The sequence below is a fragment of the Ramlibacter cellulosilyticus genome, from assembly GCF_014297465.1.
GTDB classification, from domain to species: domain Bacteria; phylum Pseudomonadota; class Gammaproteobacteria; order Burkholderiales; family Burkholderiaceae_C; genus Ramlibacter; species Ramlibacter cellulosilyticus.
The window spans coordinates 1-24,892 of sequence record NZ_JACORT010000013.1; the positions used below are offsets into that span (position 1 = coordinate 1).

At 67.5% G+C, this 24,892-nt stretch carries 24 protein-coding genes; 17 read left to right on the top strand and 7 right to left on the bottom strand.

The window, feature by feature from the left end; all coding sequences use genetic code 11:
* Positions 1-168: 168 nt before the first annotated feature.
* The 4 genes from bfr to ppsR form a co-directional block, all read right to left on the bottom strand.
* Positions 169-645, bottom strand: coding sequence for a bacterioferritin (gene bfr / locus H8N03_RS23170; protein WP_187078610.1), 477 nt, complete (start codon positions 643-645; stop codon positions 169-171).
* A gap of 84 nt (positions 646-729) precedes the next feature.
* A complete protein-coding gene (gene ahpF / locus H8N03_RS23175; protein ID WP_187078611.1) occupies positions 730-2,271 on the bottom strand; it encodes an alkyl hydroperoxide reductase subunit F in 1,542 nt (513 codons plus the stop codon).
* 98 nt (positions 2,272-2,369) lie between these two features.
* On the bottom strand, positions 2,370-2,933 hold the full coding sequence (gene ahpC, locus H8N03_RS23180; RefSeq protein ID WP_187078612.1) for an alkyl hydroperoxide reductase subunit C: 564 nt from the start codon (positions 2,931-2,933) through the stop codon (positions 2,370-2,372).
* Between the two features lie 148 nt (positions 2,934-3,081).
* Positions 3,082-3,903 carry a posphoenolpyruvate synthetase regulatory kinase/phosphorylase PpsR gene (ppsR, locus tag H8N03_RS23185; protein ID WP_187078613.1) on the bottom strand — a complete coding sequence of 274 codons (822 nt, stop codon included), beginning with the start codon at positions 3,901-3,903 and terminating at the stop codon, positions 3,082-3,084.
* 186 nt (positions 3,904-4,089) lie between these two features.
* Between ppsR and ppsA the strand changes: the two genes are divergently transcribed.
* The 11 genes from ppsA to H8N03_RS23240 all read left to right on the top strand — a co-directional run bounded on the left by ppsA (position 4,090) and on the right by H8N03_RS23240 (position 15,806).
* Entirely contained in the window at positions 4,090-6,480 is a 2,391-nt protein-coding gene (ppsA, locus tag H8N03_RS23190; protein ID WP_187078614.1) for a phosphoenolpyruvate synthase, read from the top strand.
* A 49-nt stretch (positions 6,481-6,529) separates the two neighbouring features.
* Complete coding sequence (locus H8N03_RS23195; RefSeq protein ID WP_255428368.1) at positions 6,530-6,790, top strand: DUF4212 domain-containing protein; 261 nt, start codon at positions 6,530-6,532, stop codon at positions 6,788-6,790.
* Positions 6,787-8,820 (top strand): VC_2705 family sodium/solute symporter, encoded by a 2,034-nt coding sequence (locus H8N03_RS23200; RefSeq protein ID WP_187078616.1) that lies wholly within the window; start codon positions 6,787-6,789, stop codon positions 8,818-8,820. Before H8N03_RS23195 ends, H8N03_RS23200 begins: the two co-directional genes overlap by 4 nt.
* Before the next feature lie 88 nt (positions 8,821-8,908).
* On the top strand, positions 8,909-10,612 hold the full coding sequence (locus H8N03_RS23205) for an MFS transporter (protein ID WP_187078617.1): 1,704 nt from the start codon (positions 8,909-8,911) through the stop codon (positions 10,610-10,612).
* A 66-nt stretch (positions 10,613-10,678) separates the two neighbouring features.
* Positions 10,679-11,116, top strand: coding sequence for a hypothetical protein (locus H8N03_RS23210; protein ID WP_187078618.1), 438 nt, complete (start codon positions 10,679-10,681; stop codon positions 11,114-11,116).
* A gap of 119 nt (positions 11,117-11,235) precedes the next feature.
* Complete coding sequence (rpsF, locus tag H8N03_RS23215) at positions 11,236-11,601, top strand: 30S ribosomal protein S6 (protein WP_171557074.1); 366 nt, start codon at positions 11,236-11,238, stop codon at positions 11,599-11,601.
* Between the two features lie 20 nt (positions 11,602-11,621).
* On the top strand, positions 11,622-11,912 hold the full coding sequence (gene priB, locus H8N03_RS23220) for a primosomal replication protein N (protein WP_187078619.1): 291 nt from the start codon (positions 11,622-11,624) through the stop codon (positions 11,910-11,912).
* 16 nt (positions 11,913-11,928) lie between these two features.
* On the top strand, positions 11,929-12,210 hold the full coding sequence (rpsR, locus tag H8N03_RS23225) for a 30S ribosomal protein S18 (RefSeq protein WP_169420325.1): 282 nt from the start codon (positions 11,929-11,931) through the stop codon (positions 12,208-12,210).
* A gap of 10 nt (positions 12,211-12,220) precedes the next feature.
* On the top strand, positions 12,221-12,673 hold the full coding sequence (rplI, locus tag H8N03_RS23230) for a 50S ribosomal protein L9 (protein WP_187078620.1): 453 nt from the start codon (positions 12,221-12,223) through the stop codon (positions 12,671-12,673).
* Between the two features lie 194 nt (positions 12,674-12,867).
* Positions 12,868-15,327 (top strand): replicative DNA helicase, encoded by a 2,460-nt coding sequence (dnaB, locus tag H8N03_RS23235; RefSeq protein ID WP_187078621.1) that lies wholly within the window; start codon positions 12,868-12,870, stop codon positions 15,325-15,327.
* 80 nt (positions 15,328-15,407) lie between these two features.
* Positions 15,408-15,806 carry a hypothetical protein gene (locus H8N03_RS23240; RefSeq protein ID WP_187078622.1) on the top strand — a complete coding sequence of 133 codons (399 nt, stop codon included), beginning with the start codon at positions 15,408-15,410 and terminating at the stop codon, positions 15,804-15,806.
* A gap of 130 nt (positions 15,807-15,936) precedes the next feature.
* Here H8N03_RS23240 and H8N03_RS23245 read toward each other — a convergent pair whose 3' ends face one another.
* The 3 genes from H8N03_RS23245 to H8N03_RS23255 all read right to left on the bottom strand — a co-directional run bounded on the left by H8N03_RS23245 (position 15,937) and on the right by H8N03_RS23255 (position 18,813).
* Positions 15,937-17,625, bottom strand: a complete 1,689-nt coding sequence (locus H8N03_RS23245; protein ID WP_187078623.1) for a PhoH family protein — start codon at positions 17,623-17,625, stop codon at positions 15,937-15,939.
* Between the two features lie 206 nt (positions 17,626-17,831).
* Entirely contained in the window at positions 17,832-18,308 is a 477-nt protein-coding gene (locus H8N03_RS23250; protein ID WP_187078624.1) for a peroxiredoxin, read from the bottom strand.
* A gap of 118 nt (positions 18,309-18,426) precedes the next feature.
* On the bottom strand, positions 18,427-18,813 hold the full coding sequence (locus H8N03_RS23255) for an Mth938-like domain-containing protein (protein WP_187078625.1): 387 nt from the start codon (positions 18,811-18,813) through the stop codon (positions 18,427-18,429).
* Between the two features lie 105 nt (positions 18,814-18,918).
* Here H8N03_RS23255 and H8N03_RS23260 point away from each other — a divergent pair, with 105 nt between their 5' ends.
* From H8N03_RS23260 to moaD, 6 genes are read left to right on the top strand one after another with little or no spacing between them, the layout of a single operon-like run.
* On the top strand, positions 18,919-20,145 hold the full coding sequence (locus H8N03_RS23260; RefSeq protein ID WP_187078626.1) for a pyridoxal phosphate-dependent aminotransferase: 1,227 nt from the start codon (positions 18,919-18,921) through the stop codon (positions 20,143-20,145).
* Complete coding sequence (locus H8N03_RS23265) at positions 20,142-21,464, top strand: homoserine dehydrogenase (RefSeq protein WP_187078627.1); 1,323 nt, start codon at positions 20,142-20,144, stop codon at positions 21,462-21,464. The genes H8N03_RS23260 and H8N03_RS23265 overlap by 4 nt, the downstream gene beginning before the upstream one ends.
* A gap of 12 nt (positions 21,465-21,476) precedes the next feature.
* Positions 21,477-22,886 carry a threonine synthase gene (thrC, locus tag H8N03_RS23270; protein ID WP_187078628.1) on the top strand — a complete coding sequence of 470 codons (1,410 nt, stop codon included), beginning with the start codon at positions 21,477-21,479 and terminating at the stop codon, positions 22,884-22,886.
* The gene (mobB, locus tag H8N03_RS23275; protein WP_187078629.1) at positions 22,883-23,416 is read left to right on the top strand and encodes a molybdopterin-guanine dinucleotide biosynthesis protein B; all 534 of its coding nucleotides are present in this window, start codon (positions 22,883-22,885) and stop codon (positions 23,414-23,416) included. The genes thrC and mobB overlap by 4 nt, the downstream gene beginning before the upstream one ends.
* Positions 23,413-24,642 carry a molybdopterin molybdotransferase MoeA gene (locus tag H8N03_RS23280; protein ID WP_187078630.1) on the top strand — a complete coding sequence of 410 codons (1,230 nt, stop codon included), beginning with the start codon at positions 23,413-23,415 and terminating at the stop codon, positions 24,640-24,642. The genes mobB and H8N03_RS23280 overlap by 4 nt, the downstream gene beginning before the upstream one ends.
* Positions 24,639-24,890 carry a molybdopterin converting factor subunit 1 gene (moaD, locus tag H8N03_RS23285; RefSeq protein WP_187078631.1) on the top strand — a complete coding sequence of 84 codons (252 nt, stop codon included), beginning with the start codon at positions 24,639-24,641 and terminating at the stop codon, positions 24,888-24,890. The genes H8N03_RS23280 and moaD overlap by 4 nt, the downstream gene beginning before the upstream one ends.
* Positions 24,891-24,892: the final 2 nt, after the last annotated feature.

Below are 24,892 nucleotides of genomic sequence, written 5' to 3' on the forward strand. Positions count from 1 at the left end.
CCCCCGAGCACCAGCTCCACCATCTGCTTCTGGAATTCCGCCGGATATGGCGGCACGAACCTTCTCATCGGACACCCCTCCTTTCAGGACGGTAAGGTGTCCGCGAAAAGGGGTCAACTTCAGGGCCCCTTGTAGGCTGGGTTGCGCGCAGCGCACCCCAGCCAAGCCTCACGACCCTTCACCCATCTGCGACTGCAGGTAGTTCTGCAGGCCGATCTTCTGCAGCAGGTCGATCTGCGTCTCCAGCCAGTCGATGTGCTCCTCGGTGTCCTCGAGGATCGCCACCAGGATCTCGCGCGACACGTAGTCGTTGACGGACTCGCACTGCGCGATGCCCGCCTTGATCGTCGCCTGCGCGCCGCGCTCGCTCTTGAGGTCGCAGTCCAGGATCTCCGGCACGTTCTCGCCGACCAGCAGCTTGCCCAGGTCCTGCAGGTTGGGCAGGCCGTCGAGGAAGAGGATGCGCTCCATCAGCTTGTCGGCGTGCTTCATTTCGCCGATCGATTCCTCGTATTCCTTCTTCGCCAGGCGGTCGAAGCCCCAGTGCTTCAGGATGCGGTAGTGCAGGAAGTACTGGTTCGTGGCCGTCAGTTCGTTCCTGAGCTGGGCCTGCAGGTGCTGGATGACTTGGGGATCGCCTTGCATGGTCGTTTCTCTCGCTTGGTCTTGTGCGGCGATTGTGGCCCAGAAAAAAGGGGGCTTGCGCCCCCTTTTTTTCCTCCCCGTCCGTCAGTGGCGGATCAGGTGGTCGAACGCGGACAGCGCCGCCTTCGCCCCGTCGCCCGCCGCGATCACGATCTGCTTGAAAGGCACGGTCGTGCAGTCGCCGGCGGCGAACACGCCGGGCATCGAGGTCTGGCCCCGGGCGTCGACCATGATCTCGCCATGCTTCGACAGCTCCAGGGAGCCCTTGAGCCACTCGGTGTTGGGCACCAGGCCGATCTGGACGAACACGCCTTCCAGGTCCACGCGCTTCTCCTCGCCGCTCGCGCGGTCCTTGTAGGTGAGGCCGTCCACCTTGTCGGTGCCGGTGATCGCCGTCGTCTGCGCGTTGAGGATCACGTCCACGTTCGCCAGCGAGCGCAGCTTCTCCTGCAGCACCGCGTCCGCGCGCAGCCTGGTGTCGAACTCCACCAGCGTCACGTGCTTCACGATGCCGGCCAGGTCGATCGCCGCTTCCACGCCGGAGTTGCCGCCGCCGATCACGGCGACGCGCTTGCCCTTGTAGAGCGGGCCGTCGCAGTGCGGGCAGTACGCCACGCCCTTGTTCTTCAGCTCCTTCTCGCCGGGCACGTTGATGTTGCGCCAGCGCGCACCGGTGCTGAGGATGACGGTCTTCGCCTTGAGCTTCGCGCCGCTTTCCAGTTCCACCTCGACGACGTCGCCCGCCTTCAGCGCCTTCGCGCGCTGCAGGTTCATGATGTCCACGTCGTAGTGGCGCACGTGCTCCTCCAGCGCCAGCGCGAACTTCGGACCCTCGGTTTCCTTCACCGAGATGTAGTTCTCGATGCCGAGGGTGTCGAGCACCTGGCCGCCGAAGCGCTCGGAAGCGATGCCGGTGCGGATGCCCTTGCGCGCCGCGTACACGGCCGCCGCGGCGCCCGCGGGGCCGCCGCCGACGATCAGCACGTCGAACGGGTCCTTGGCGGAAATCTTCTCCGCCTCGCGCTTCGCGGCGCCGCTGTCCACCTTGGCGACGATCTCTTCCAGGCTCATGCGGCCGGAGCCGAAGAAGGTGCCGTTCAGGAAGATCGTCGGCACGCCCATGATCTGCCGGTCCTCGATCTCCTGCTGGAACAGGCCGCCCTCGACCATCGTCGCCTTGATGCGCGGGTTCTGCACCGCCATCAGGTTCAGCGCCTGCACGACGTCCGGGCAGTTGTGGCAGGTGAGCGAGACGTACACCTCGAAGTCGAGGTCGGCGTCGAGCGCGCGGATCTGCTCCAGCAGCGCCTGTTCCACCTTCGGCGGGTAGCCGCCCACCTGCAGCAGCGCCAGCACGAGCGAGGTGAACTCGTGGCCCATGGGCAGGCCGGCGAAGCGCGGGCCGTCGCCGTGGCCGGGCTTGTTGATCTGGAACGAGGGCGTGCGGTGCGGGCCGCCGCGGGTCTCGCTCACGGTGACGCGGGGGGAAGTCTCCGCGATGTCCTTCAGCAGCGCCTGCATTTCGGCCGAAGCAGGCGTGTCGTCGAGCGAGGCGACGATCTCCACCGGCTGGGTCATGCGCTCCAGGTAGGCGGCCAGTTGGGCTTTCATGTTGGCGTCGAGCATGGACATTCCTTTCGAGTTCTGTTCGGAAACGGCAAGGCCCGGGCATGCCCGGGCCTTGTGGGCATCACGCCGGCCGGAGCCGGCAGAGCAGGGGACGCTTAGATCTTGCCGACCAGGTCCAGGGACGGGGCGATGGTCTTCGCGCCTTCGTTCCACTTGGCCGGGCAGACTTCACCCGGGTGCGAGGCGGTGTACTGCGCAGCCTTCAGCTTGCGCAGCGTTTCCTTGACGTCGCGGGCGATCTCGTTCGAGTGGATCTCGGCCGTCTTCACGATGCCTTCCGGGTTGATGATGAAGGTGCCGCGCAGGGCCAGGCCTTCTTCCGGGATGTGCACGCCGAACGCGTTCGTCAGGGTGTGGGTCGGGTCGCCCACCAGCGGGAACTTCGCCTTGCCGACGGCGGGGGAGGTCTCGTGCCACACCTTGTGCGAGAAGTGCGTGTCGGTGGTCACGATGTAGACCTCGGCGCCCAGCTTCTGGAACTCGGCATAGTTGTCGGCCGCGTCCTCGACTTCCGTCGGGCAGTTGAACGTGAAGGCGGCCGGCATGAAGATCAGGACCGACCACTTGCCCTTCAGCGAGTCGTCGCTCACCGGCACGAACTTGCCGTTGTGGAAGGCTTCGGTCTTGAAGGGCGGGATGGGGGTATTGATCAGGGACATTGGTTTCCTCTATAACTGAGCGCCTCTCCATGAAGCGCGCCTATGAATGATAAGGCCTCTCCCGCCCCTTTCCCATTGAAATGGGGCATCGGGGGCTTAGGCGTCGGCTATCGCGCCGTGGTCGGGGGCGATGCCGTGAAGACGAGCCTCAGTACTCCAGGCGCTCGGGCCGGATCTCCTGGAGGATGGTCGTGGCGATTTCCTCGATCGACTTGGTCGTCGTGGAAAGCCAGCGGATCCCTTCCCGGCGCATCATGGCTTCGGCCTCGGCCACCTCGTGGCGGCAGTTCTCGAGCGACGCGTACTTCGAGTTCGGCCGCCGCTCGTTGCGGATCTCGCTCAGCCGCTCCGGCTGGATGGTGAGGCCGAAGATCTTCTTGCGGTAGGGCACCAGCGCCGGCGGCATCTGGCGGCGGTCGAAGTCTTCCGGGATCAGCGGGTAGTTGGCGGCCTTCAGCCCGTGCTGCATGGCCAGGTACAGCGAGGTCGGCGTCTTGCCGCTGCGGCTGACGCCGATCAGGATCACGTCCGCCTGCTCGAGGTCGGCGTTCGACTGGCCGTCGTCGTGCGCCAGGCTGAAGTTGATCGCCTCGATGCGGTCGTGGTACTCCTTGCTCTTGCTCACGTCCGAGAAGCGCCCCACGCGGTGGCTGGACTTCATCCCGAGCTCGATCTCCAGCGGCCGCACGAAGGTGCCGAACATGTCCAGCACCATCGCCTTGCAGCCTTCCTCGATCACCTGCAGCACTTCGACATTCACCAGCGTCGTGAACACGACGGGGCGGCGGCCTTCGACCTCCGCGGTGTGGTTCACCTGCCGCACGACCTGGTGCGCCTTGTCCACGGTGTCGATGAAGGGCAGCCGCACGTGGCGGGGCTTGAACTCGAACTGCGCCAGGATGGCGTTGCCGAAGGTCTCGGCCGTGATGCCGGTGCCATCGGAGACGAAGAAGACGGTGCGGGTGTGCATGGGCATGATCCGTAAGCTCCGGCGCAGGCCACGATCACCTTGCGACGCCTACAATTCCGCCCATTATCCGAATTCCCCGCCGATGACCTGCCGCCGCCCACTCGAACAAGCACAAAGCCCCGCGGCAGGAGCCCATCGCGCCGTGCGCCCGCGCGCAGACCGATTACCAACTTCCGGAGTCTTCCCATGTCTGCCCGTTTCAGCGCGACCGCACTGGTCGTTCCCTTTGAGAACCTGAGGATGAGCGACGTCGAGGTGGTCGGCGGCAAGAACGCCAGCCTCGGCGAAATGATCTCGCAGCTGCCCCATGGCGTGCGCGTGCCCACCGGCTTCGCCACCACGGCCCACGCGTTCCGCGAATTCCTGAAGCACGGCGGCCTGGATGCGCGCATCCGCGAGCGCCTGTCGACCCTCGACACCGAGGACGTGCGCGCGCTCGCCGCGGCCGGCGCGGAAATCCGCGGCTGGGTCGAGGCGCAGCCCTTCCCGCCGGAGCTCGAACGCGAGATCCGCGCGGAGTTCGCGAAGCTGTCCGCGGGCAACCCGGAGGCCAGCTTCGCCGTGCGTTCCTCCGCCACCGCGGAAGACCTGCCCGACGCCTCCTTCGCCGGCCAGCAGGAAACCTTCCTCAACGTGCACGGCATCGCGGACGTCCTGCACAAGATGAAGGAGGTGTTCGCCTCCCTGTACAACGACCGCGCCATCAGCTACCGCGTGCACAAGGGCTTCGCGCACGAGCACGTGGCGCTGTCCGCCGGCGTGCAGCGCATGGTGCGCTCCGACCTGGGCGCCGCCGGCGTCATGTTCACGATCGACACCGAGTCCGGCTTCCCCGACGTGGTATTCATCACCTCCAGCTACGGCCTGGGCGAGACGGTGGTGCAGGGCGCGGTCAACCCGGACGAGTTCTACGTCCACAAGCCCATGCTCCAGGCGGGCAAGAGGGCGGTGATCCGCCGCAACCTCGGCTCCAAGCTGATCCAGATGGTCTTCACCTCCGACGAGGAGAAGGCGAAGGGCAGCAAGCTGGTGAAGACCGTGGACGTCCCGCTGGAGCAGCGCAACCGCTACTCGCTGACCGACGACGACGTGCAGGACCTCGCGAAGTACGCGCTGGTGATCGAACAGCACTACGGCCGCCCGATGGACATCGAGTGGGGCAAGGACGGCACCGACGGCCAGCTGTACATCCTGCAGGCCCGCCCCGAGACCGTGAAGAGCCAGGCCGAGGGCAAGGTCGAGACGCGCTACAAGTTGAAGAGCAAGGGCGCCGTGCTGGCCGAGGGCCGCGCGATCGGCCAGAAGGTGGGCACCGGCCCCGTGCGCCTGGTGCACAGCACCGCGGAGATGGACCGCGTGCAGGCCGGCGACGTGCTGGTGACCGACATGACGGATCCCAACTGGGAGCCGGTGATGAAGCGCGCCAGCGCCATCGTCACCAACCGCGGCGGCCGTACCTGCCACGCGGCGATCATCGCGCGCGAGCTGGGCATCCCGGCGGTCGTCGGCTGCGGCCATGCCACCGACACGCTCAAGGACGGCACCCTGGTCACGGTGAGCTGCGCCGAAGGCGACACCGGCTACATCTACGACGGGCTGCTGGAGACGGAAGTCACCGAGGTGCAGCGCGGCGAGATGCCGCCCATCCAGACCAAGATCGCGATGAACGTGGGCAACCCGCAGCTCGCCTTCGACTTCGCCCAGCTGCCGAACCACGGCGTGGGCCTCGCCCGCCTCGAATTCATCATCAACAACAACATCGGCGTCCACCCGAAGGCGATCCTGGACTACCCGAACGTGGATGCCGACCTGAAGAAGGCCGTGGAGTCGGTGGCGCGCGGCCATGCCTCGCCGCGGGCCTTCTACGTCGACAAGGTCGCCGAAGGCGTCGCGACCATCGCCGCGGCCTTCTGGCCCAAGCCGGTGATCGTGCGCCTGTCGGACTTCAAGTCCAACGAGTACCGCAAGCTGATCGGCGGCAGCCGCTACGAGCCCGAGGAAGAGAACCCGATGCTGGGCTTCCGCGGCGCGGCGCGCTACATCAGCGCGGAATTCAAGGAAGCCTTCGAGATGGAGTGCGAGGCGCTCGTGCGCGTGCGCGACGAGATGGGCCTGACCAACGTGCAGGTGATGGTGCCCTTCGTGCGCACGCTCTCGCAGGCGGAGCGCGTGACGAAGCTGCTGGCGGACCATGGCCTCAAGCGCGGCGAGAACGAGCTGAAGGTGATCATGATGTGCGAGATCCCCAGCAACGCCATCCTGGCCGACGAGTTCCTCAAGCACTTCGACGGCTTCTCCATCGGCTCGAACGACCTGACGCAGCTCACGCTGGGCCTGGACCGCGACTCGGGCCTGGAACTGCTCGCCGCCGACTTCGACGAGCGCGATCCCGCCGTGAAGGCGCTGCTCTCGCGCGCCATCCAGGCCTGCGTTGCCCAGGGCAAGTACGTCGGCATCTGCGGCCAGGGCCCCAGCGACCACCCGGACTTCGCGCAGTGGCTGGTGGAGCAGGGCATCACCTCGATCTCGCTCAACCCGGACAGCGTGATCGCCACCTGGCAGAAGCTCGCCAGCTAAGCAGAATCGATAGGATGCAAGCTCGGCCGCGGGTGCGATGATCGCGCCCATGGTCGACCTGCCGCCCACCGATCCGCCGCCGCCGCGCGTGCTGGCCCTCAAGCTGGGGCTGCTCGCGCTGTGGGCGGCGGTCGGCTTCGGGTCGGTCTATTTCGCGCGCGACCTGGACTTCGTCGTCCTCGGCTGGCCCTTCGGCTACTGGTTCGCGGCGCAGGGCGCGCTGCTCGCCTTCATCGCCATCGTGGTCGTCTATGCGTGGGCGATGAAGCGCCTGCAGCCGGAGGACGGCAGCGAGGGCGTCGAGCGGTGAGCCCGTACGAGCGGCGGCTGCGCCGCATCCTCCTCTCCTTCATCCTGTCCTTCCTGGCGTTCCTGGGCCTGCTCGCCTGGGCCGAGCACCAGGGCCTCTCGCGCTTCTGGCTGGGGCCCATCTTCATCTTCTCCACGGTGATGATGTACGCGGTGATCGGCATCCGCAGCCGCACCACCGACCCGGAGGAGTACTACGTCGCGGGCCGGCGCATCCCGCCGCTGTACAACGGCATGGCCGCCGCAGCCGACTGGATGAGTGCCGCGTCCTTCATCAGCATGGCGGGCGGGCTGTACCTGCAGGGCTACGGCGGCAGCCCGGGCCAGGCCGGCGGCCTCGCCTACGTCCTCGGATGGACGGGCGGCTTCTGCCTGGTGGCGCTGCTGATCGCGCCGCACCTGCGCAAGCTCAAGCTGTACACCGTCCCCGACTACTTCGAGCTGCGCTATGGCGGGCGCGGGCCGCGCGTGGTCGCGGCGCTGTCGGCGGTGCTGTGCTCCTTCGTCTACGTCGTGGCGCAGATCTACGGCATCGGCCTGATCGCGTCGCGCCTCACCGGCGTGCAGTTCGAGATCGGCATCCTGCTGGGGCTGGGCGGCGTGTTGCTCTGCTCCTTCCTCGGCGGCATGAAGGCGATCACGTGGACGCAGGTGGCGCAGTACATCGTGATGCTGCTGGCGTTCCTGATTCCCGTGTCGTGGCTCGCGTACAAGCAGCTGGGACAGCCCGCGGCGCCGCTGGTGTACGGCATGCAGCTGCAAAAGATCTCGGCGCTGGAGGAACGCTTCGCCAACGACCCCGCGGAGCAGCAGGTGGCCGCGATCTTCCTGCGGCGCGCGCGCGAGTACCAGGCCAAGCTGCGCGACGTGGACGCGGCTCTGGCGCAGGAGCGCGCCGGGGCCCAGGAGCGCATCCGCCTGCTCAAGCAGCAGGGCGCGGACTCGGCCCAGGTCTATGCAGCGAACCGCGCACTCGCCGCCTTGCCGCGCGACGCGGCGAGCGCGCGCGAGCTGTGGACGCGCGCCATGCACGAGAGTTACGAGCGCGCGCAGCCGCTCGGCGGCGTGCCGCGCCACAGCCAGCCGTTCGCGGGCGACCCTGGGGGCTCCGCGGCCGAACGCGAAGTCTTCGACGTCTCCCGGCGCAACTTCCTCGCGCTCATGTTCTGCCTGATGGTCGGCACCGCGGGGCTGCCGCACCTACTCACGCGCTACTACACCGTGCCCAGCGTGGCCGCGGCACGCACTTCGGTGGCGTGGTCGCTGTTCTTCATCGCCCTGGTGTACGTGAGCGCGCCGGCCCTCGCGGCACTGGTGAAGTTCGAGGTGATGAACAACCTCGTGGGCAGCAGCTTCGACGCGCTGCCGCCGTGGATCGCGCAGTGGGCGAGGGTGGACCCGTCGCTGCTCTCGGTCGCGGACGTCAACGGCGACCGCGTCCTCCAGTGGGGCGAGATCCGCCTCGGCGCCGACATCATCATGCTGGCCACGCCGGAACTGGGCGGCCTGCCTTACGTGATCTCCGGACTCGTCGCCGCGGGCGGCCTCGCCGCGGCGCTGTCCACCGCCGACGGCCTGCTGCTCACGATCAGCAATGCGCTCGTGCGGGACATCTTCTGGCACGACGTGAAGCCGAACCTGCCGCCCGAGCAGCGCGTGATCCTCTCCAAGTTCGCGCTGATGGCGGTGGCGCTCGTCGCGGCCGTGGTCGCGACGACCAAGCCCGCGGACATCCTCGCGCTGGTCTCTGCGTCGTTCTCCCTCGCCGCCTCGGCGTTCGTCCCGGCCATGCTGCTCGGCATCCTGTGGCGAGGGGCCAACCGCACCGGTGCCACCGCGGGGATGCTCGCGGGCCTGGGGCTTACCGTGGGCTACATGATGGTGAATGCCCCGGCGCTGCGCGCGGCCTGGGGCCTGCCCCCCGGGCAGCAGCTGTGGTTCGGCATCCAGCCGCTGTCGGCGGCGGTGTTCGGCGTGCCGTTCGGTTTCCTGGTCACCTGGATCGTCAGCCTCGCCGCGCGCCGCTCCTAGGGATAGCCCTAGGGGCGGCTGCGCAACCGTGTCAGGCTCGCGTCAGAGCGGGTTCCAACACTGGAATCTCCCCAACATAGGAGACAACATGGCAACAGCTTCCGCCGGCACGTCCGTCGGGTCGGGCGCCGCCGCTGCGCCGATGACGCGCGAGGAGAAGAAGGTCATCTTCGCTTCCTCGCTCGGCACGGTCTTCGAGTGGTACGACTTCTACCTGTACGGATCGCTCGCCGCCATCATCGGCGCGCAGTTCTTCTCGGGCCTGGACCCCACCTCCGCGTACATCTTCGCGCTGCTCGCGTTCGCCGCGGGCTTCCTGGTGCGGCCCTTCGGCGCCATCGTGTTCGGCCGCCTCGGCGACATGATCGGCCGGAAGTACACCTTCCTGGTCACCATCCTGATCATGGGTGCGTCGACCTTCATCGTCGGCCTGCTCCCGACCTACAAGTCGATCGGCGTCGCCGCCCCGGTGATCCTGATCGCGCTGCGCCTGCTGCAGGGCCTGGCCCTCGGCGGCGAGTACGGCGGCGCCGCGACCTACGTCGCGGAACACGCGCCGCACGGCAAGCGCGGTGCCTACACCTCCTGGATCCAGACGACGGCCACCCTGGGCCTGTTCATGTCGCTGCTGGTGATCCTGGGCGTGCGCGAAGCCATGGACCCCAAGGCCTGGGCCGAGTGGGGCTGGCGCATTCCCTTCCTGGTCTCCATCGTGCTGCTGGCCATCTCGGTCTGGATCCGGCTGACGCTGAACGAGTCGCCCGCCTTCCAGAAGATGAAGTCCGAGGGCAAGACCTCCAAGGCGCCGCTGAAGGAATCCTTCGGTGAGTGGCGCAACCTGAAGATCGTGATCCTGGCGCTCCTGGGCCTCACCGCCGGCCAGGCCGTCGTCTGGTATACGGGCCAGTTCTACGCGCTGTTCTTCATGACCACGATCGCGAAGGTGGACGTCACGACGGCCAACCTGCTGATCGCCGCGTCGCTGCTGATCGGCACGCCCTTCTTCATCGTGTTCGGCTCGCTCTCGGACAAGATCGGCCGCAAGCCGATCATCATGGCGGGCTGCCTGATCGCCGCGCTCACCTACTTCACGGTGTTCCCGATGCTGCTGAAGGCCGCCAACCCCGGCCTCGTGGCGGCGCAACAGGCGACCAAGGTGACGATCACCGCCGATCCGAAGCAGTGCTCGTTCCAGGGCAGCCCGATCGCCCGCGAGATCGACTTCACCAGTTCCTGCGACATCTCCAAGCGCGCGCTGACGCAGTCGTACATCCCGTACGAGAACAAGGTCGGCGCGCCCGGCTCGCCCGCCACCATCACGATCGGCGACAAGGTGATCACGGCCCCGACCGCGACGCTGAACGCCGAGCGCCACGGCTTCTCCGCCGAGTCCGCCAAGGCCATCGCGGACTTCAAGAAGCAGGTGGGCGACAGCGCCAAGGCCGCGGGCCTGACGCAGCCGGCCGACAAGTCGAAGATGAACCAGGGCATGGTGCTGGCCATCCTGGTGTTCCTCGTGATCCTGGTGACGATGGTCTACGGCCCGATCGCCGCCATGCTGGTGGAGCTGTTCCCGACGCGGATCCGCTACACCTCCATGAGCCTGCCGTACCACATCGGCAACGGCTGGTTCGGCGGCCTGCTGCCGACGACGGCCTTCGCCATGGTAGCGGCCACGGGCGACATCTTCTACGGCCTGTGGTACCCCGTGATCGTCGCTGCCGCCACCTTCGTGATCGGCATGCTGTTCATCCGGGAAACCAAGGACGTGGATATCTACGCCCGCGATTAAGCTCGTCCCTGACGCACGGAAAGGCCCGCCCCGCGCGGGCCTTTCTTCTTTCGGAGAAGCGGCAACATGACCTTGGCCAAGACGGATGCCGGGCTGCGGATGCTCAAGGACCGGGCGAGCGGGCTCTCGCCCCGGCAGCGCGCGGCCCTGATCCTGTTCGACGGCCAGCGCTCGCTGGAGGAGGTCCTGGCGGCCACTTCCGCGGGCGGCGTCACGCGGGCCGACATCGAGCACCTCCTGGACCTCGGGCTCGTCGCCGACCAGCCTCCGATGCAGCCGTTCAGCGATTCGGGCCCCGGCGGCCTGGACCGCGACCGCTACCTGCAGGCCTACGCCGTGGCCACCGCCCTCACGGCGGAACTGGGGGGCAAGTGGGGCAACCTGGACCTGGCGGTCGAGGCGGCGAACAACCTCGAGGAACTGGAAGCCCTGGCGCCCCGCATCCGCTCCGCCGTCGGCCCCCTGAAGTTCGCCAGGCTCGAGGCGCTGCTGCGCCCCCGCTGAGCCACGGCCCGTCCCGCTGCCCGGCAGCCATCCGCCCGGCGGGCTATAATCGCGGGCTTCGCCTTGCCGCACCCCGTCTTGACGCCGGAGGCGGCTGTTCCAACCCACAAGGAGTATGAATGCGTCACTATGAAATCGTCTTGCTGATCCACCCGGATCAGAGCGAGCAGGTTCCGGCCATGCTGGAGCGCTACAAGGGCATGATCACCGCCGGCAACGGCAAGGTGCACCGTGTCGAGGACTGGGGCCGCCGCCAGCTGGCCTACCAGATCAACAAGCTCGCCAAGGCCCACTTCCTGTGCATCAACATCGAGGCCGACCAGGCCGTGATGTCCGAGCTGGAGCATGCCTTCCGCTTCAACGATGCCGTGCTGCGCCACCTGACCGTGGTCAAGAAGAAGGCCGACACCGGCCCGTCCTCCATGATGAAGACCGTGGAGCGCGAGGAAGCCCGCAAGGCGCAACAGGCGGAGTTCCAGTCGTAAGCGACCGGCTCTCGCCGGGTGTGAACCAGACGATCCTGAGCGCGCGTATCGCGGAGGCCCAAGCCCTGCGCTACACGCCGGCCGGACTCCCGGCCCTCGACCTGCGGCTCGAACACGAGTCGGAAGTCCGCGAAGCGGGCGCCCAGCGGCAGGTGAGGGTGGAAGTCAGGGCGGTGGCCTTCGGGACGGATGCGGAAACGCTCGCGCGGCAGGCGATCGGCAGCGCATTCCGGTTCACCGGATTCCTGGCCGCTCCCCGCCACGGCAAGCACCCGGTCCTGCACATCCAGTCATTCCAGCAAGACACTTAATTCGTAGAGGTCCACCATGGCCACGTTCAAGAAGTTCAACAAGGACAAGCGTCCGAAGCGCAACACCCAGTCGCTGCTGTTCAAGCGCAAGCGCTTCTGCCGCTTCACCGTCGCCGGCGTCGAAGAGATCGATTACAAGGACATCGACACCCTGCGCGACTTCATCTCCGAAAACGGCAAGATCATCCCGGCGCGCCTGACCGGCACCCGCGCGATCTACCAGCGCCAGCTGAACACCGCCATCAAGCGCGCGCGCTTCCTGGCCCTGCTGCCGTACTCCGACCAGCACCGCATCTGAGGAAGTAGCCATGCAAGTCATCCTGCTCGAGAAAGTCGTCAACCTGGGCAACCTGGGCGAGATCGTGAAGGTGCGTGACGGCTACGCCCGCAACTTCCTGATCCCGCAAGGCCGCGCCCGCCGCGCCACCGAAGCGAACAAGGCCGAATTCGAAGCCAAGCGCGCCGAACTGGAGAAGCAGGCCGCCGCCAAGCTGTCCGACGCGCAAGCGCAAGGCGAGAAGCTGTCCGGCCAGACCGTCAAGCTGACCCAGAAGGCCGGCGTGGACGGCCGCCTGTTCGGCTCCGTCACCAACTTCGACATCGCCGAGGAACTCGGCAAGATGGGTTATCCCGTCGCGAAGGCCCAGGTGCGCATGCCCAACGGCCCGATCAAGACCGTCGGCGACAGCACCGTCTCCGTGGCCCTGCACACGGACGTCGTGGTCGACATCAACGTCACGGTCTACGGCGAGACGGCGTAAGCCGCTCCGTCCAGGGAAAGCCGCCTTCGGGCGGCTTTTTCTTTGGGGTGCGGAGAAAAGAACGCAGAAAGACCCGCAAGCCACGGCCATCTCCACAGGCAGCAGCGACTTATCCACAGAAGCTCCCCAGCGTTATCACTGGACATGCTTACAGGGGCGGCTGGACAATCCATGCCTGAGAAACGAGTGAGTCCATGTCCGCCGTCCTGAGCACCGTCGAAGACGATTTCCCCCGCGACCGGCAGGTGGCGCAGCTGCGCATCCCGCCCCATTCCATCGAGGCCGAGTCCAGCGTGCTCGGCGGCCTGCTGCTGGACAACGGTGCCTGGGACCGCGTCGGCGACCTGCTGGTCGACGAGCACTTCTACCGCTACGAACACAAGCTGATCTATGGCGCCATCGGCGGCCTCGTCAACGGCAACAAGCCGGCGGACGTGATCACCGTCTTCGAGGCGTTGCAGTCGCAGGGCAAGGCGGAGGAAATCGGCGGCCTGGCGTACCTCAACTCGCTCGCGCAGTACGTGCCGAGCGCCGCGAACATCCGGCGCTACGCGGAGATCGTGCGCGAGCGCTCCATCCTCCGCAAGCTGATCTCGGCCTCCGACGAGATCGCCACCCAGTCCTTCAACACGCAGGGCAAGCCGGTCGAGAAGATCCTCGACGAGGCGGAGCAGAAGATCTTCAACATCGGCGAGGAGGGCTCCCGCTCCAAGCAGGGCTTCCGGGGGATGGACAGCCTGGTCGTGGAACTGCTGGACCGCGTCCAGGAGATGGCCGACAACCCGAACGACATCACGGGCGTGCCGACCGGCTTCTACGACTTCGACCGCATGACCTCGGGCATGCAGGCGGGCGACCTGATCATCCTGGCGGCACGCCCCTCGATGGGCAAGGCGCAGCCGCTGGATGCGCGCGTGCGCACCCGCACCGGCTGGAAGGCGATGGGCGACCTGGAAGTGGGGGACGCACTGGCGTCGGTCGACGGGCGTCCTTCGATCGTCACCGGCCTCTACCCGCAAGGCGTGAAGCAGGTCTACCGCGTCACCTTCTCCGACGGCCGTTCGGCGGAATGCTGCGCCGAACACCTCTGGAAGGTGCATTGCCGGCATTGGGACGCGCCCAGGGTCATCGCCACGACCGAGCTCATGGCGTTGCTGGCCAGGAAGCGCTACCAGGGCCGCGTCTGGATCGAGCCGGCGACCGGCGACTTCGGGCATGACGAGCCGCTGCCGGTCGACCCGTGGGTGCTGGGCGCGCTCCTCGGCGACGGCTGCCTCACGCGCACCGGCAGCGTGATGTTCTCCAGCGCGTCCCTGGAGGCGCTGGCCCGCATGGAAGTCCGCGTGGGCGAGCCGATGACGCTCGTGCACGCGGGTGCCGATGACTACCGCATCGTTCGGGACGGCGGGGCGCATGCCAAGGGGGTGCAAGGCGTCCGGCCGAATCCCCTGCGCCAGGCCCTGCAGGACCTGGAGCTCTCCGGGCTCCCGAGCGAGCGCAAGTTCATCCCGCGGGTGTACCTCGAGGCGAACCGCGCAGCGCGCCTGGACCTCCTGCGCGGCCTGCTCGACACCGATGGCTGGGTGGAGAAGTGGGGCAGCATCCGCTTCTCGACCGCGAGCCGGCAGCTCGCCGATGACGTGGCGGAGCTCGTGCGCTCCCTCGGCGGCTGGTGCTCCATCACGGCCAAGCAACCGCACTTCACGAACGCAGCGGGCGAGCGCGTTCCCGGCCTGCCGGCCTGGGTCTGCCACATCAGCCATCCGCGGCCGCGCAGCCTGTTCCTGCTGTCGGAGAAGCAGGCGCGGGCGCCGGAGTCCGGGCTGCGCAAGAAGCGGCTGACCGTCACCGCCATCGAACCCACCCGCGAGGTGGCATGCCAGTGCATCTCCGTCAGCCATCCTGAGCACCTGTACATCACGGACGGCGACGTCGTCACCCACAACACCTCCCTGGCCATCAACATCGCCGAGCACGTCGCCCTCAACGAAGGCCTGCCCGTCGCCGTGTTCTCCATGGAAATGGGTGCCGCGCAGCTCGCCGTGCGTATCGTGGGCTCGATCGGCCGCATCGACCAGGGCCACCTGCGCACCGGCAAGCTCACCGACGACGAGTGGCCGCGCCTGACCGAGGCCATCGAGAAGCTGCGCAACATCCAGCTGCACATCGACGAGACGCCGGGCCTGTCGGTGAGCGAACTGCGCGCGAACGCGCGGCGCCTGGCGCGCCAGTGCGGCGGCAAGCTGGGCCTGATCGTGGTCGACTACATCCAGCTGATGAGCGTGTCCAGCGGCATGAGCGACGAGAACCGCGCCACGGCCGTGGGCGAGATCTCGCGGGGCCTCAAGATGCTGGCCAAGGAGCTCGGCTGCCCGCTGATCGCGCTGTCGCAGCTGTCGCGCGCGGTGGAGCAGCGCACGGACAAGCGTCCCATGATGTCGGACCTGCGGGAATCCGGCGCCATCGAGCAGGACGCGGACGTGATCATGTTCATCTACCGCGACGACTACTACAACAAGGACACCAAGGAGCCCGGCGTCTCCGAGGTGATCATCAGCAAGCAGCGTAACGGCCCGACCGGCACCGTGAAGCTGGCCTTCCTGAAGCAGCTGACCAAGTTCGAGAATCTCGCCTCGGGCAACGCCGACTTCTAGGAAGTGGTTTAACGCCGATTTCCTACGCCGCGCGGGCGGCGCGCGCGTGATCCTCCGGAACAACACACCGGAGACACAGCATGGCGCGCGAAGAGATCGACCTGTTGCCGACCCTGGCGGAAGCCTCGGCCCCCTTCCTGGCCACCGAGCACCTGCAGCCCGAGATCGACGACGAGGCGTCGCCGATCGAGAAGCTCAAGGCCGTGGACGAGGCCCGTGACGGCTTCCCGGGAGAGCACTGGATGGTGCTCGCGATGGGCGTCGCCGTGTGGCAGTTCACCCGCAAGGACCGCCGCTGGTACGTGCGGGCCCTCGGCGGCTTCCTCGCGACCACGCTCGTCGCGCGCGCCGCCAGCGGCCGCCAGGGCCTGTCGAAGGTGCTGCGCTACACGCCGCTGGGGCGCGGCATCAGCGCGTGCCCGCCGTGCACGCAGGAGCGGCTGGACGCCCGGAAGCGGGCGTCTGCCACTCACCACTGACCCTCCGTCGCCGTCGCGCATGCGGCGCTTGATGGATGTCAGGGGCGGTTGAAGTCCTCGATGTCCCACCGAACCCGGTGAAGACCAAGAAAAAAGGGGCGCGATGCGCCCCTTTTCCATGCCCGTGCGGTCAGAGCACTTCGCTCGCGAAATCCGCCAGCCGCGAGCGCTCGCCGCGGGCCAGCGTGATGTGCCCGCTGTGGGGCCAGCCCTTGAACTTGTCGACCGCGAACGTGAGGCCGGAGGAGCCTTCCGTGAGGTAGGGCGTGTCGATCTGCGCCAGGTTGCCCATGCAGATGATCTTGGAGCCCGGCCCCGCGCGCGTGATCAGCGTCTTCATCTGCTTGGGCGTCAGGTTCTGCGCCTCGTCGATGATGACGTACTTGTTCAGGAAGGTCCGCCCGCGCATGAAGTTCATGCTCTTGATCTTGATCTTCGAGCGGATCAGCTCGTTCGTGGCGGCGCGGCCCCATTCGCCGGCGCTACCTTCGGTCTTGCCGAGCACCTCGAGGTTGTCGTCGAGGGCGCCCATCCAGGGGCCCATCTTCTCCTCCTCGGTGCCGGGGAGGAAGCCGATGTCCTCGCCGACGCTCACCGTGGCGCGCGTCATGATGATCTCGGTATAGCGGCGCTCGTCCAGCACCTGGGTGAGGCCCGCGGCCAGCGCCATCAGCGTCTTGCCGGTGCCCGCCGTGCCGGACAGCGTCACGAAGTCGACCTCCGGATCCATCAGCAGGTTCATCGCGAAGTTCTGCTCGCGGTTGCGCGTCGTGACGCCCCAGACGGCGTTCTTCAGGTGGCCGTAGTCCTTCAGCGTCTTGAGCACCGCGGTCTTGCCGCGAATCTCGATCACGCGCGCATACAGGCTCGGCTCGCCGGGCGCCTCGAAGAACACGAACTGGTTGATGAACAGGCTGGGCACGATGGGCCCGCTGATCCGGTAGAAGGTGTGCTGGCCCGACTGCCAGCTCTCCACCGTCTTGCCGTGCTTGGACCAGAAGTCCGCGGGCAGGGCGAGCGAACCCGAGTACATCAGGTCCAGGTCGTCCAGCGTCTTGTCGTTGCGGTAGTCCTCGGTGTTCAGGCCCAGCGCGCGCGCCTTGACGCGCATGTTGATGTCCTTGGACACCAGCACCACCTGCCGCGGCGCGTGCTTCTCCTGCAGCGCCTGCACGACGCTCAGGATCTGGTTGTCCGCCTTGCCCGGCGGCAGGCCCATGGGCAGGCCCGTGGGCGACAGCGGCATGGTCTGGAAGAACAGGCAGCCGCCGGACTCCTTGTGCCCGGTGCTGTCGAGGCGCAGGCCGTCCTTGATGTCGGCGCCCTGGGCGCTCGCGAGCTGGTCCAGCGAACGGCTGGCCTGCCGGGCGTTGCGCGCGACTTCGGTCGTGCCCTTCTTGTGGCCGTCCAGCTCCTCCAGCACGACCATCGGCAGGAAGATGTCGTGCTCGTCGAAGCGGAACAGGCTCATCGGGTCGTGCATCAGGACGTTGGTGTCCAGCACGAAGACCTTGGACGGGCCCGTCGATCTCTTCTTCTTGGGCTGCGGCGCGGGGACGGTGACGTCCTTCTTCTTGCGCGCCGGCTGCGGCTCCTCGAGGTAGGTCTCGACTTCGGCGTCGTACGCGCCCGCGGGCACGTCGCCGCCGCCTGCGCGGGGGTCGAAATCGTCCTGGGCCTGCGGGTGCTCGGCGAGCACGCTATCGGCCGAAGGCGCCTCCGATTTTCGCGCCGCCTTGTGCGAGGACCGGGCCGGGGCGTCGAAGGCTTCCGGCGAGAGCATGGCAGCGCGCTTGGTCGGGGCGGGGGGCAGGGGCATGGGTGGTACGACTTCCTGTTGAGGTACGGCGGAAACAAAAAAGCCGCCAGGCGGGCCGGGCGGCTTCTTCGGGACTGACGGTGATGACGCTTCGCGTCTCGATCAACGGCATGAGCCCATTATGCATAGCAGGCGTGACAGGACAATGTCGGACGCCATGCTGTTGTGCTGGAGCATCAAAGCCCAGCCGTAGGCCAGCGGGAGGCTCAGGCAGCCTTCTTCAGCAGCTTCACGGCCTTCAGCACGTCGTCCACGTGGCCCGGAACCTTCAGGCCACGCCACTCCTGCTTCAGGATGCCGTCGGCGCCCACCAGGAAGGTGCTGCGCTCGATGCCCTTCACCTTCTTGCCGTACATGATCTTGTTCTTCACCACGCCGAACATGTGGCACATCTTCTCTTCGGTGTCGGCGATCAGCTCGAAGGGCAGTTCGAGCTTGGTCTTGAACTCGTCGTGCGACTTCATGTTGTCGCGCGAGACGCCCAGCACCACGGCGCCGGCCTTCACGAAGTCCTTGTACTTGTCACGGAACTGCATCGCCTCGGTGGTGCAGCCCGGGGTGTTGTCCTTCGGGTAGAAGTACAGCACCAGGATCTGCCCCAGGTGGGACGTGTTGGTCACCTTGATGCCGCCGGTGGCGTTCGCTTCGAATTCTGGAAGGGGTTTGTTGACAACGATCGCCATAGGTCCTGGTGCGGTGTGTGGTTCTGTGTGACAGTCTGCGCGGTGGCGGCAAGGCTACGCGCAGGCCCGGCCGCAACTGGAGATTTTACCGCCAAACGCCTCTTCGGCGCCTCCTGCTTCAGGACGGTTGATCGAGGAGAAGGGCCACTGCCACCTCCCGCCCCTCCTGCGCCAGGATGTTGTAGGTGCGGCAGGCGGCCGCCGTGTCCATGGTCTCGATGCCGATGCGCGCCTGCGCCAGGGGGGCGATCCAGGCGGGCCGGGGGAAGCGGATGCGCGGCCCGCTGCCGAAGATCACCACTTCGACCTTCAGCGCGGCGAGCTGCGCGAAGTGTTCCGGTCCCAGCTCCTCGTAGCTGCCTGCCCAGGCGAAACGTTCGCCGCGCGAGCCCAGGACGACGTTGTGCGTGATCTTTTCCGCCCCGGCGCCCGAACCCACGCCCACCCAGCCGGGGCCGTAGCCGGTGATGGTCTGTGCGTCGGACTGATCGGGCTGGAGCTTCAAGGGGGATCCGGAGAGGGTGGAGATGGCGGCCCTCTCGGAAGAGCCGCAGGCAATCTATGGTCAAATTATAGGTTTCACCTCCTCTCACCGCCTTGCGGAGGGCCTTTGAAGACCGTCCAGAAATCCACCAAGCTCGCCAACGTGCTGTACGACATCCGCGGTCCCATCATGGACGCGGCCCGGCAGATGGAGGAAGAAGGGCACAAGATCATCAAGCTGAACATCGGCAACCTCGCGCCGTTCGGCTTCGATGCGCCGGAAGAGATCCAGCAGGACATGATCCGCAACCTCGCGAACTCCGCGGGGTACTCCGACAGCAAGGGCATCTTCGCCGCGCGCAAGGCGGTGATGCACTACACCCAGCAGCAGGGCATCCAGGGCGTCACGCTCGACGACATCTGGCTGGGCAACGGGGCGAGCGAGCTGATCGCCATCGCCACCAACGCGCTGCTGAACGAGGGCGACGAGCTGCTCATTCCCTCGCCGGACTACCCGCTGTGGACCGCCTGCACGGCGCTCGCCGGCGGCACGCCGGTGCACTACCAGTGCGACGAGGCCAACGGCTGGATGCCGGACCCGGCGGACATCCGCCGCAAGATCACCCCGTCCACCAAGGGCATCGTGGTGATCAACCCGAACAACCCCACCGGCGCGCTGTACTCCGACGAACTCCTGCGCGAGATCGTGGCGATCGCCCGCCAGCACAACCTGGTCATCTTCGCCGACGAGGTCTACGACAAGGTCCTCTACGACGGCGTGAAGCACACCGCGATCGCGAGCCTGTCGGAAGACGTGCTGACGCTCACGTTCAATTCGCTGTCCAAGAGCTACCGTTCCTGCGGCTACCGCGCCGGCTGGCTGGTGGTCTCCGGCGACAAGAAGGCCGCCGCCGACTACATCGAGGGCCTCACCATGCTCTCGAACATGCGCCTGTGCGCCAACGTGCCGGGCCAGTGGGCCATCCAGACGGCGCTGGGCGGCTACCAGAGCATCGGCGAGCTGGTCGGCCCCGGCGGGCGCCTGCGCCGCCAGCGCGACCTGGCCTACGAGCTGATCACCGCCATTCCCGGCGTCACCTGCAACAAGCCGCAGGCCGCGCTCTACATGTTCCCGCGGCTCGACCCGAAGATGTACCCCATCGCGGACGACCGCCAGTTCTTCCTGGAACTGCTGCAGGCCACGCGCGTGATGCTGGTGCAGGGCTCCGGCTTCAACTACCCGGACAACAACCACTTCCGCATCGTCTTCCTGCCGCACGAGGACGACCTGCGCGAGGCCGTCGGCCGCATCGCGCGCTTCCTAGACCAATATCGCAAGCGTCACTCGAAATGAATCCGATCCAAGTCGGCCTGCTGGGCATAGGCACCGTGGGCAGCGGTGTCTTCAACGTCCTGAAGCGCAACCAGGCCGAGATCAAGCGCCGCGCGGGCCGCGGCATCGAAATCACGATGGTCGCGGACCTCGACACCGCCCGCGCGGAAGCCGTCGTCGGCAGGAACGCGAAGGTCGTCAAGGACGCCCGCGAGATCATCGCCAACCCGGACATCGACATCGTCATCGAGCTGATCGGGGGCTACGGCATCGCGCGCCAGCTCGTGATGGAAGCCATCGCGCAAGGCAAGCACGTCATCACCGCCAACAAGGCGCTGCTGGCCGTGCACGGCACCGAGATCTTCGCCGCCGCGCACGCCAAGGGCGTGATGGTGGCCTTCGAAGCGGCGGTGGCCGGCGGCATCCCGATCATCAAGTCGCTGCGCGAAGGCCTCACCGCCAACCGCATCGAGTGGATCGCCGGCATCATCAACGGCACCACCAACTTCATCCTGTCGGAGATGCGGGACAAGGGCCTCGATTTCGACGTGGTGCTGAAGGAAGCGCAGCGCCTGGGCTACGCGGAGGCGGATCCCACCTTCGACATCGAAGGCGTGGACGCCGCGCACAAGGCGACGATCATGAGCGCCATCGCGTTCGGCGTGCCGGTGCAGTTCGACAAGGCCTACGTCGAGGGCATCACCAAGCTCTCGTCGCAGGACATCGAGTACGCGGAGCAGCTGGGCTACCGCATCAAGCTGCTGGGCATCACCAAGCGCACGGCCCAGGGCATCGAGCTGCGCGTGCACCCGACGCTGGTGCCGTGCAAGCGCCTGATCGCCAACGTGGAAGGCGCGATGAACGCCGTGGTGGTGCAGGGCGATGCCGTCGGCACCACCCTCTACTACGGCAAGGGCGCGGGCTCCGAGCCCACCGCCAGCGCCGTGATCGCCGACCTCGTGGACGTGACGCGCCTGCACACCGTGGATGCCGCGCACCGCGTGCCGCACCTCGCGTTCCAGCCGGACGCGATGAGCGAGGAAGCCATCCTGCCCATGAGCGAGGTGGTCACGAGCTACTACCTGCGCCTGCGCGTCGCCGACCAGGCGGGCGTGCTGGCCAAGGTCGCGAGCCTGCTGGCGAACGCCGGCGTCAGCATCGACGCGATGCTGCAGCGCGAAGCCTCGGCGCTGGGCGGCAAGGGCGCGACGCAGACCGACCTGATCCTGCTCACGCACACGGTGCGCGAAGGCACGATGAACGAGGTGATCGCGCAGATGCAGGGCCTGGCCACCGTGCTCGCGCCCATCGTGCGCATCCGCAAGGAAGAACTGGCCTGAGGGCCGAGGACCATGCTGTACCTGTCCACCCGCGGCCATCCCGACCGCAAGCACTTCTGCGAGATCCTGCTGGAAGGCCTGGCGCCGGACGGCGGGCTCTACCTGCCCGAGTCCTACCCGAAGGTCGATGCGGCCACGCTCGCGAAGTGGCGCGGCCTGCCGTACCACGCGCTCGCCTTCGAGATCCTCTCCCTCTACATCGACGACATCCCGGCCGAGGACCTGCGCGCCATCACGCGCAAGACCTACACCGAGGAGGTGTTCGGCACGCAGGCGATCGTCCCGCTGAAGCAGCTGGAAAAGGGCGTGTACCTCGAAGCCCTGTCCAACGGCCCCACGCTGGCCTTCAAGGACATGGCCATGCAGCTGCTCGGCAACCTGTTCGAGTACGAGCTCGGCCGCCGCGGGGAGGAGCTGAACATCCTCGGCGCGACGTCCGGCGACACCGGCAGCGCCGCCGAATACGCGATGCGCGGCAAGAAGGGCGTGCGCGTCTTCATGACCTCGCCGCACGGCCGCATGAGCCCCTTCCAGCAGGCGCAGATGTTCAGCCTGCAGGACGCCAACATCCACAACCTCGCGATCGAGGGCGTCTTCGACGACTGCCAGGACATCGTGAAGGCGGTCTCCAACGACCTCGCGTTCAAGCGCAAGTACCGCATCGGCACGGTCAATTCGATCAACTGGGCGCGGCTCGTGGCGCAGGTCGTCTACTACTTCGCCGGCTACTTCCAGGCGACGAAGTCGAACGACGAGCGCGTGAGCTTCGCGGTGCCTTCCGGCAACTTCGGCAACATCTGCGCCGGCCACGTCGCGCGCATGATGGGCCTGCCGATCGCCAGGCTCGTGCTCGCGACGAACGAGAACGACGTCCTCGACGAGTTCTTCCGCACGGGCGTCTACCGCGTCCGGGGCAGCAAGGACACGTACGAGACCTCCAGCCCCTCGATGGACATCTCCAAGGCGAGCAACTTCGAGCGCTTCGTGTTCGACCTGCTGGAGCGCGACGGCGCGAAGGTGCGCTACCTGTTTGCCGAGGAGCTCGCGGCCAAGGGGCGGTTCGACCTGTCGCACGCCGCGCTGGCAGGCCGGGAGCAGTACGGCTTCGTGTCCGGCAAGAGCACGCATGCCGACCGCCTCGCGACCATCCGCGACACCTTCGAGCGCTTCGGCACGATGATCGACACGCACACCGCCGACGGCCTGAAGGTCGCCCGCGAGCAGCTGCAGCCCGGCATCCCCATGATCGTCCTCGAGACCGCGTTGCCGATCAAGTTCGCCGCGACCATCGTGGAGGCGCTGGGCCGCGAGCCCGACCGCCCCGCGAAGTTCGCGGGCATCGAGAACCTCCCCAAGCGCGTGACCGTGCTGCCCGCCGACGCGGAGAAGGTGAAGCAGTTCATCGCCGCGCACTGCGCATGAAGGTCGTCGGCTTCGCCGGTTACTCCGGCTCGGGCAAGACCCATCTCGTGGAGCAACTGATCCCCGCGCTGAAGCTGCGGGGCCTGCGCGTCTCCGTCGTGAAGCACGCGCACCACAAGTTCGACATCGACCATCCCGGCAAGGACACGTACCGCCACCGCGAGGCCGGCGCCTTCGAGGTCGTGGTCGCCTCGGACCGGAGGCTGGCGCTGATGCGCGAGTTCGAGCAGCCTGCCGAGCTCTCCGTGCACCACCTGATCGCGGAGCTCTACGACGGCGTGGACTGGGTCCTGGTGGAAGGCTTCAAGCAGAGCAACCTGCTCAAGGTCGAGATCTGGCGGCCCGACGCCGGCAAGCCCGCGCGCTACCCGGACGACGACTTCGTCGTCGCGATCGCCACCGACGCGCCCGACCGCCTGCCCGCGCCCACCCTGCGGCCCGTGCTGGATCTGAACGACCCCGATGCCGTCGCGCAGTGGCTGGTCGACAATGGGGACCGGTTCGACTACGACCCGGAGCGATACGCATGACCGAGAAGCGTCCGCCGCTGCGCCCCCTGGACGACGCGCTGCTGGAGCTGCTGTCGCACGCGCGGCTGCTGCCCGGCACCGAGAGCGTCGCCACCTTCGAGGCGGATGGACGCGTGCTGGCGGAAGACCTCGTCTCGCCGCTGCAGGTGCCGCCGCAGGACAACAGCTCCATGGACGGCTACGCCGTGCGCGTGGCGGAGATCGCCGACGAAGGCGTGCCGCTGCCCGTGAGCCAGCGCATCCCCGCGGGTGCCGCTGCGCAGCCGCTGCAGCCCGGAACCGCGGCCCGCATCTTCACCGGCGCGCCCGTGCCCGAAGGCGCCGACGCCATCGTGATGCAGGAAGACACGGAGCAGCTGCCCGACGGCCGCGTGCGCATCCAGCGCGTGCCTTCGGCGGGCCAGTGGATCCGCCGCAGCGGCGAGGACATCACGCGTGGCAGCACGGTGCTGGCGCGCGGAGAGCGCATCGGCCCCGCCGCGCAAGGCCTGGCTGCGAGCATCGGCCGCGACCGCCTGGTGGTGGCGCAGCGCCCGCGCGTGGCCCTGTTCTCCACGGGCGACGAACTGGTGATGCCGGGGCAGGTGGCGCCCGAGGCCATGAAGCCCGGCGCCATCTACAACTCCAACCGCTTCTTCCTGCGCAGCCTGCTGCTGCGGCTCGGCTGCGAGGTGCAGGACCTCGGCATCGTCCCGGACCGGCGCGATGCCACCATCGAGGCGCTGCGGACCGCGGCGCAGAGCAACGACCTGATCCTCACCAGCGGCGGCGTGTCCGTCGGCGAGGAAGACCACATCAAGCCCGCCGTGCAGCAGCTCGGCTCGCTGGACCTGTGGCAGATCGCGATGAAGCCGGGCAAGCCCTTCGCGTACGGCCATGTGGGCCATGCGCATTTCATCGGCCTGCCAGGCAACCCCGTCTCGAGCTTCGTCACCTTCCTCGTCCTGGTGCGGCCCTTCCTGCTGAAGCTGCAGGGCGCGGCGCAGCTGTCGGCGCGTGCCGTGCAGCTGCGCGCCGACTTCGACTGGCCCCGGCCCGACAAGCGCCGCGAGTTCCTGCGCGCGCGCCGCGACCTCGAAGGCGGGCTCACGCTGTTCCCGAACCAGAGTTCCGGCGTGCTGACGTCCACCGTGTGGGCCGACGGGCTCGTGGACGTGCCGGCGGGGGCGACCATCGCGCGCGGGGACTTCGTGCGCTTCCTGCCGCTGGCGGAGTTGCTGGCATGAAGGTCAGGATCCGTTATTTCGCCTCGATCCGCGAAGCGGTGGGGCAGGGCAGCGAGGAGCTGCAGACCCGCAGCGAGACGCTCGGTGCGCTGCGCGAGGAGCTCGTCGCGCGCGGCGCGCCTTATGCCGCCGTGCTCGCCCGCGGGCGTGCCGTGCGGATGGCGCTCGACCAGGTGATGAGCGACGAGTCGGCTGCCTTGCGCGAAGGCGCCGAGGTCGCGTTCTTCCCGCCCGTCACCGGGGGCTGAGC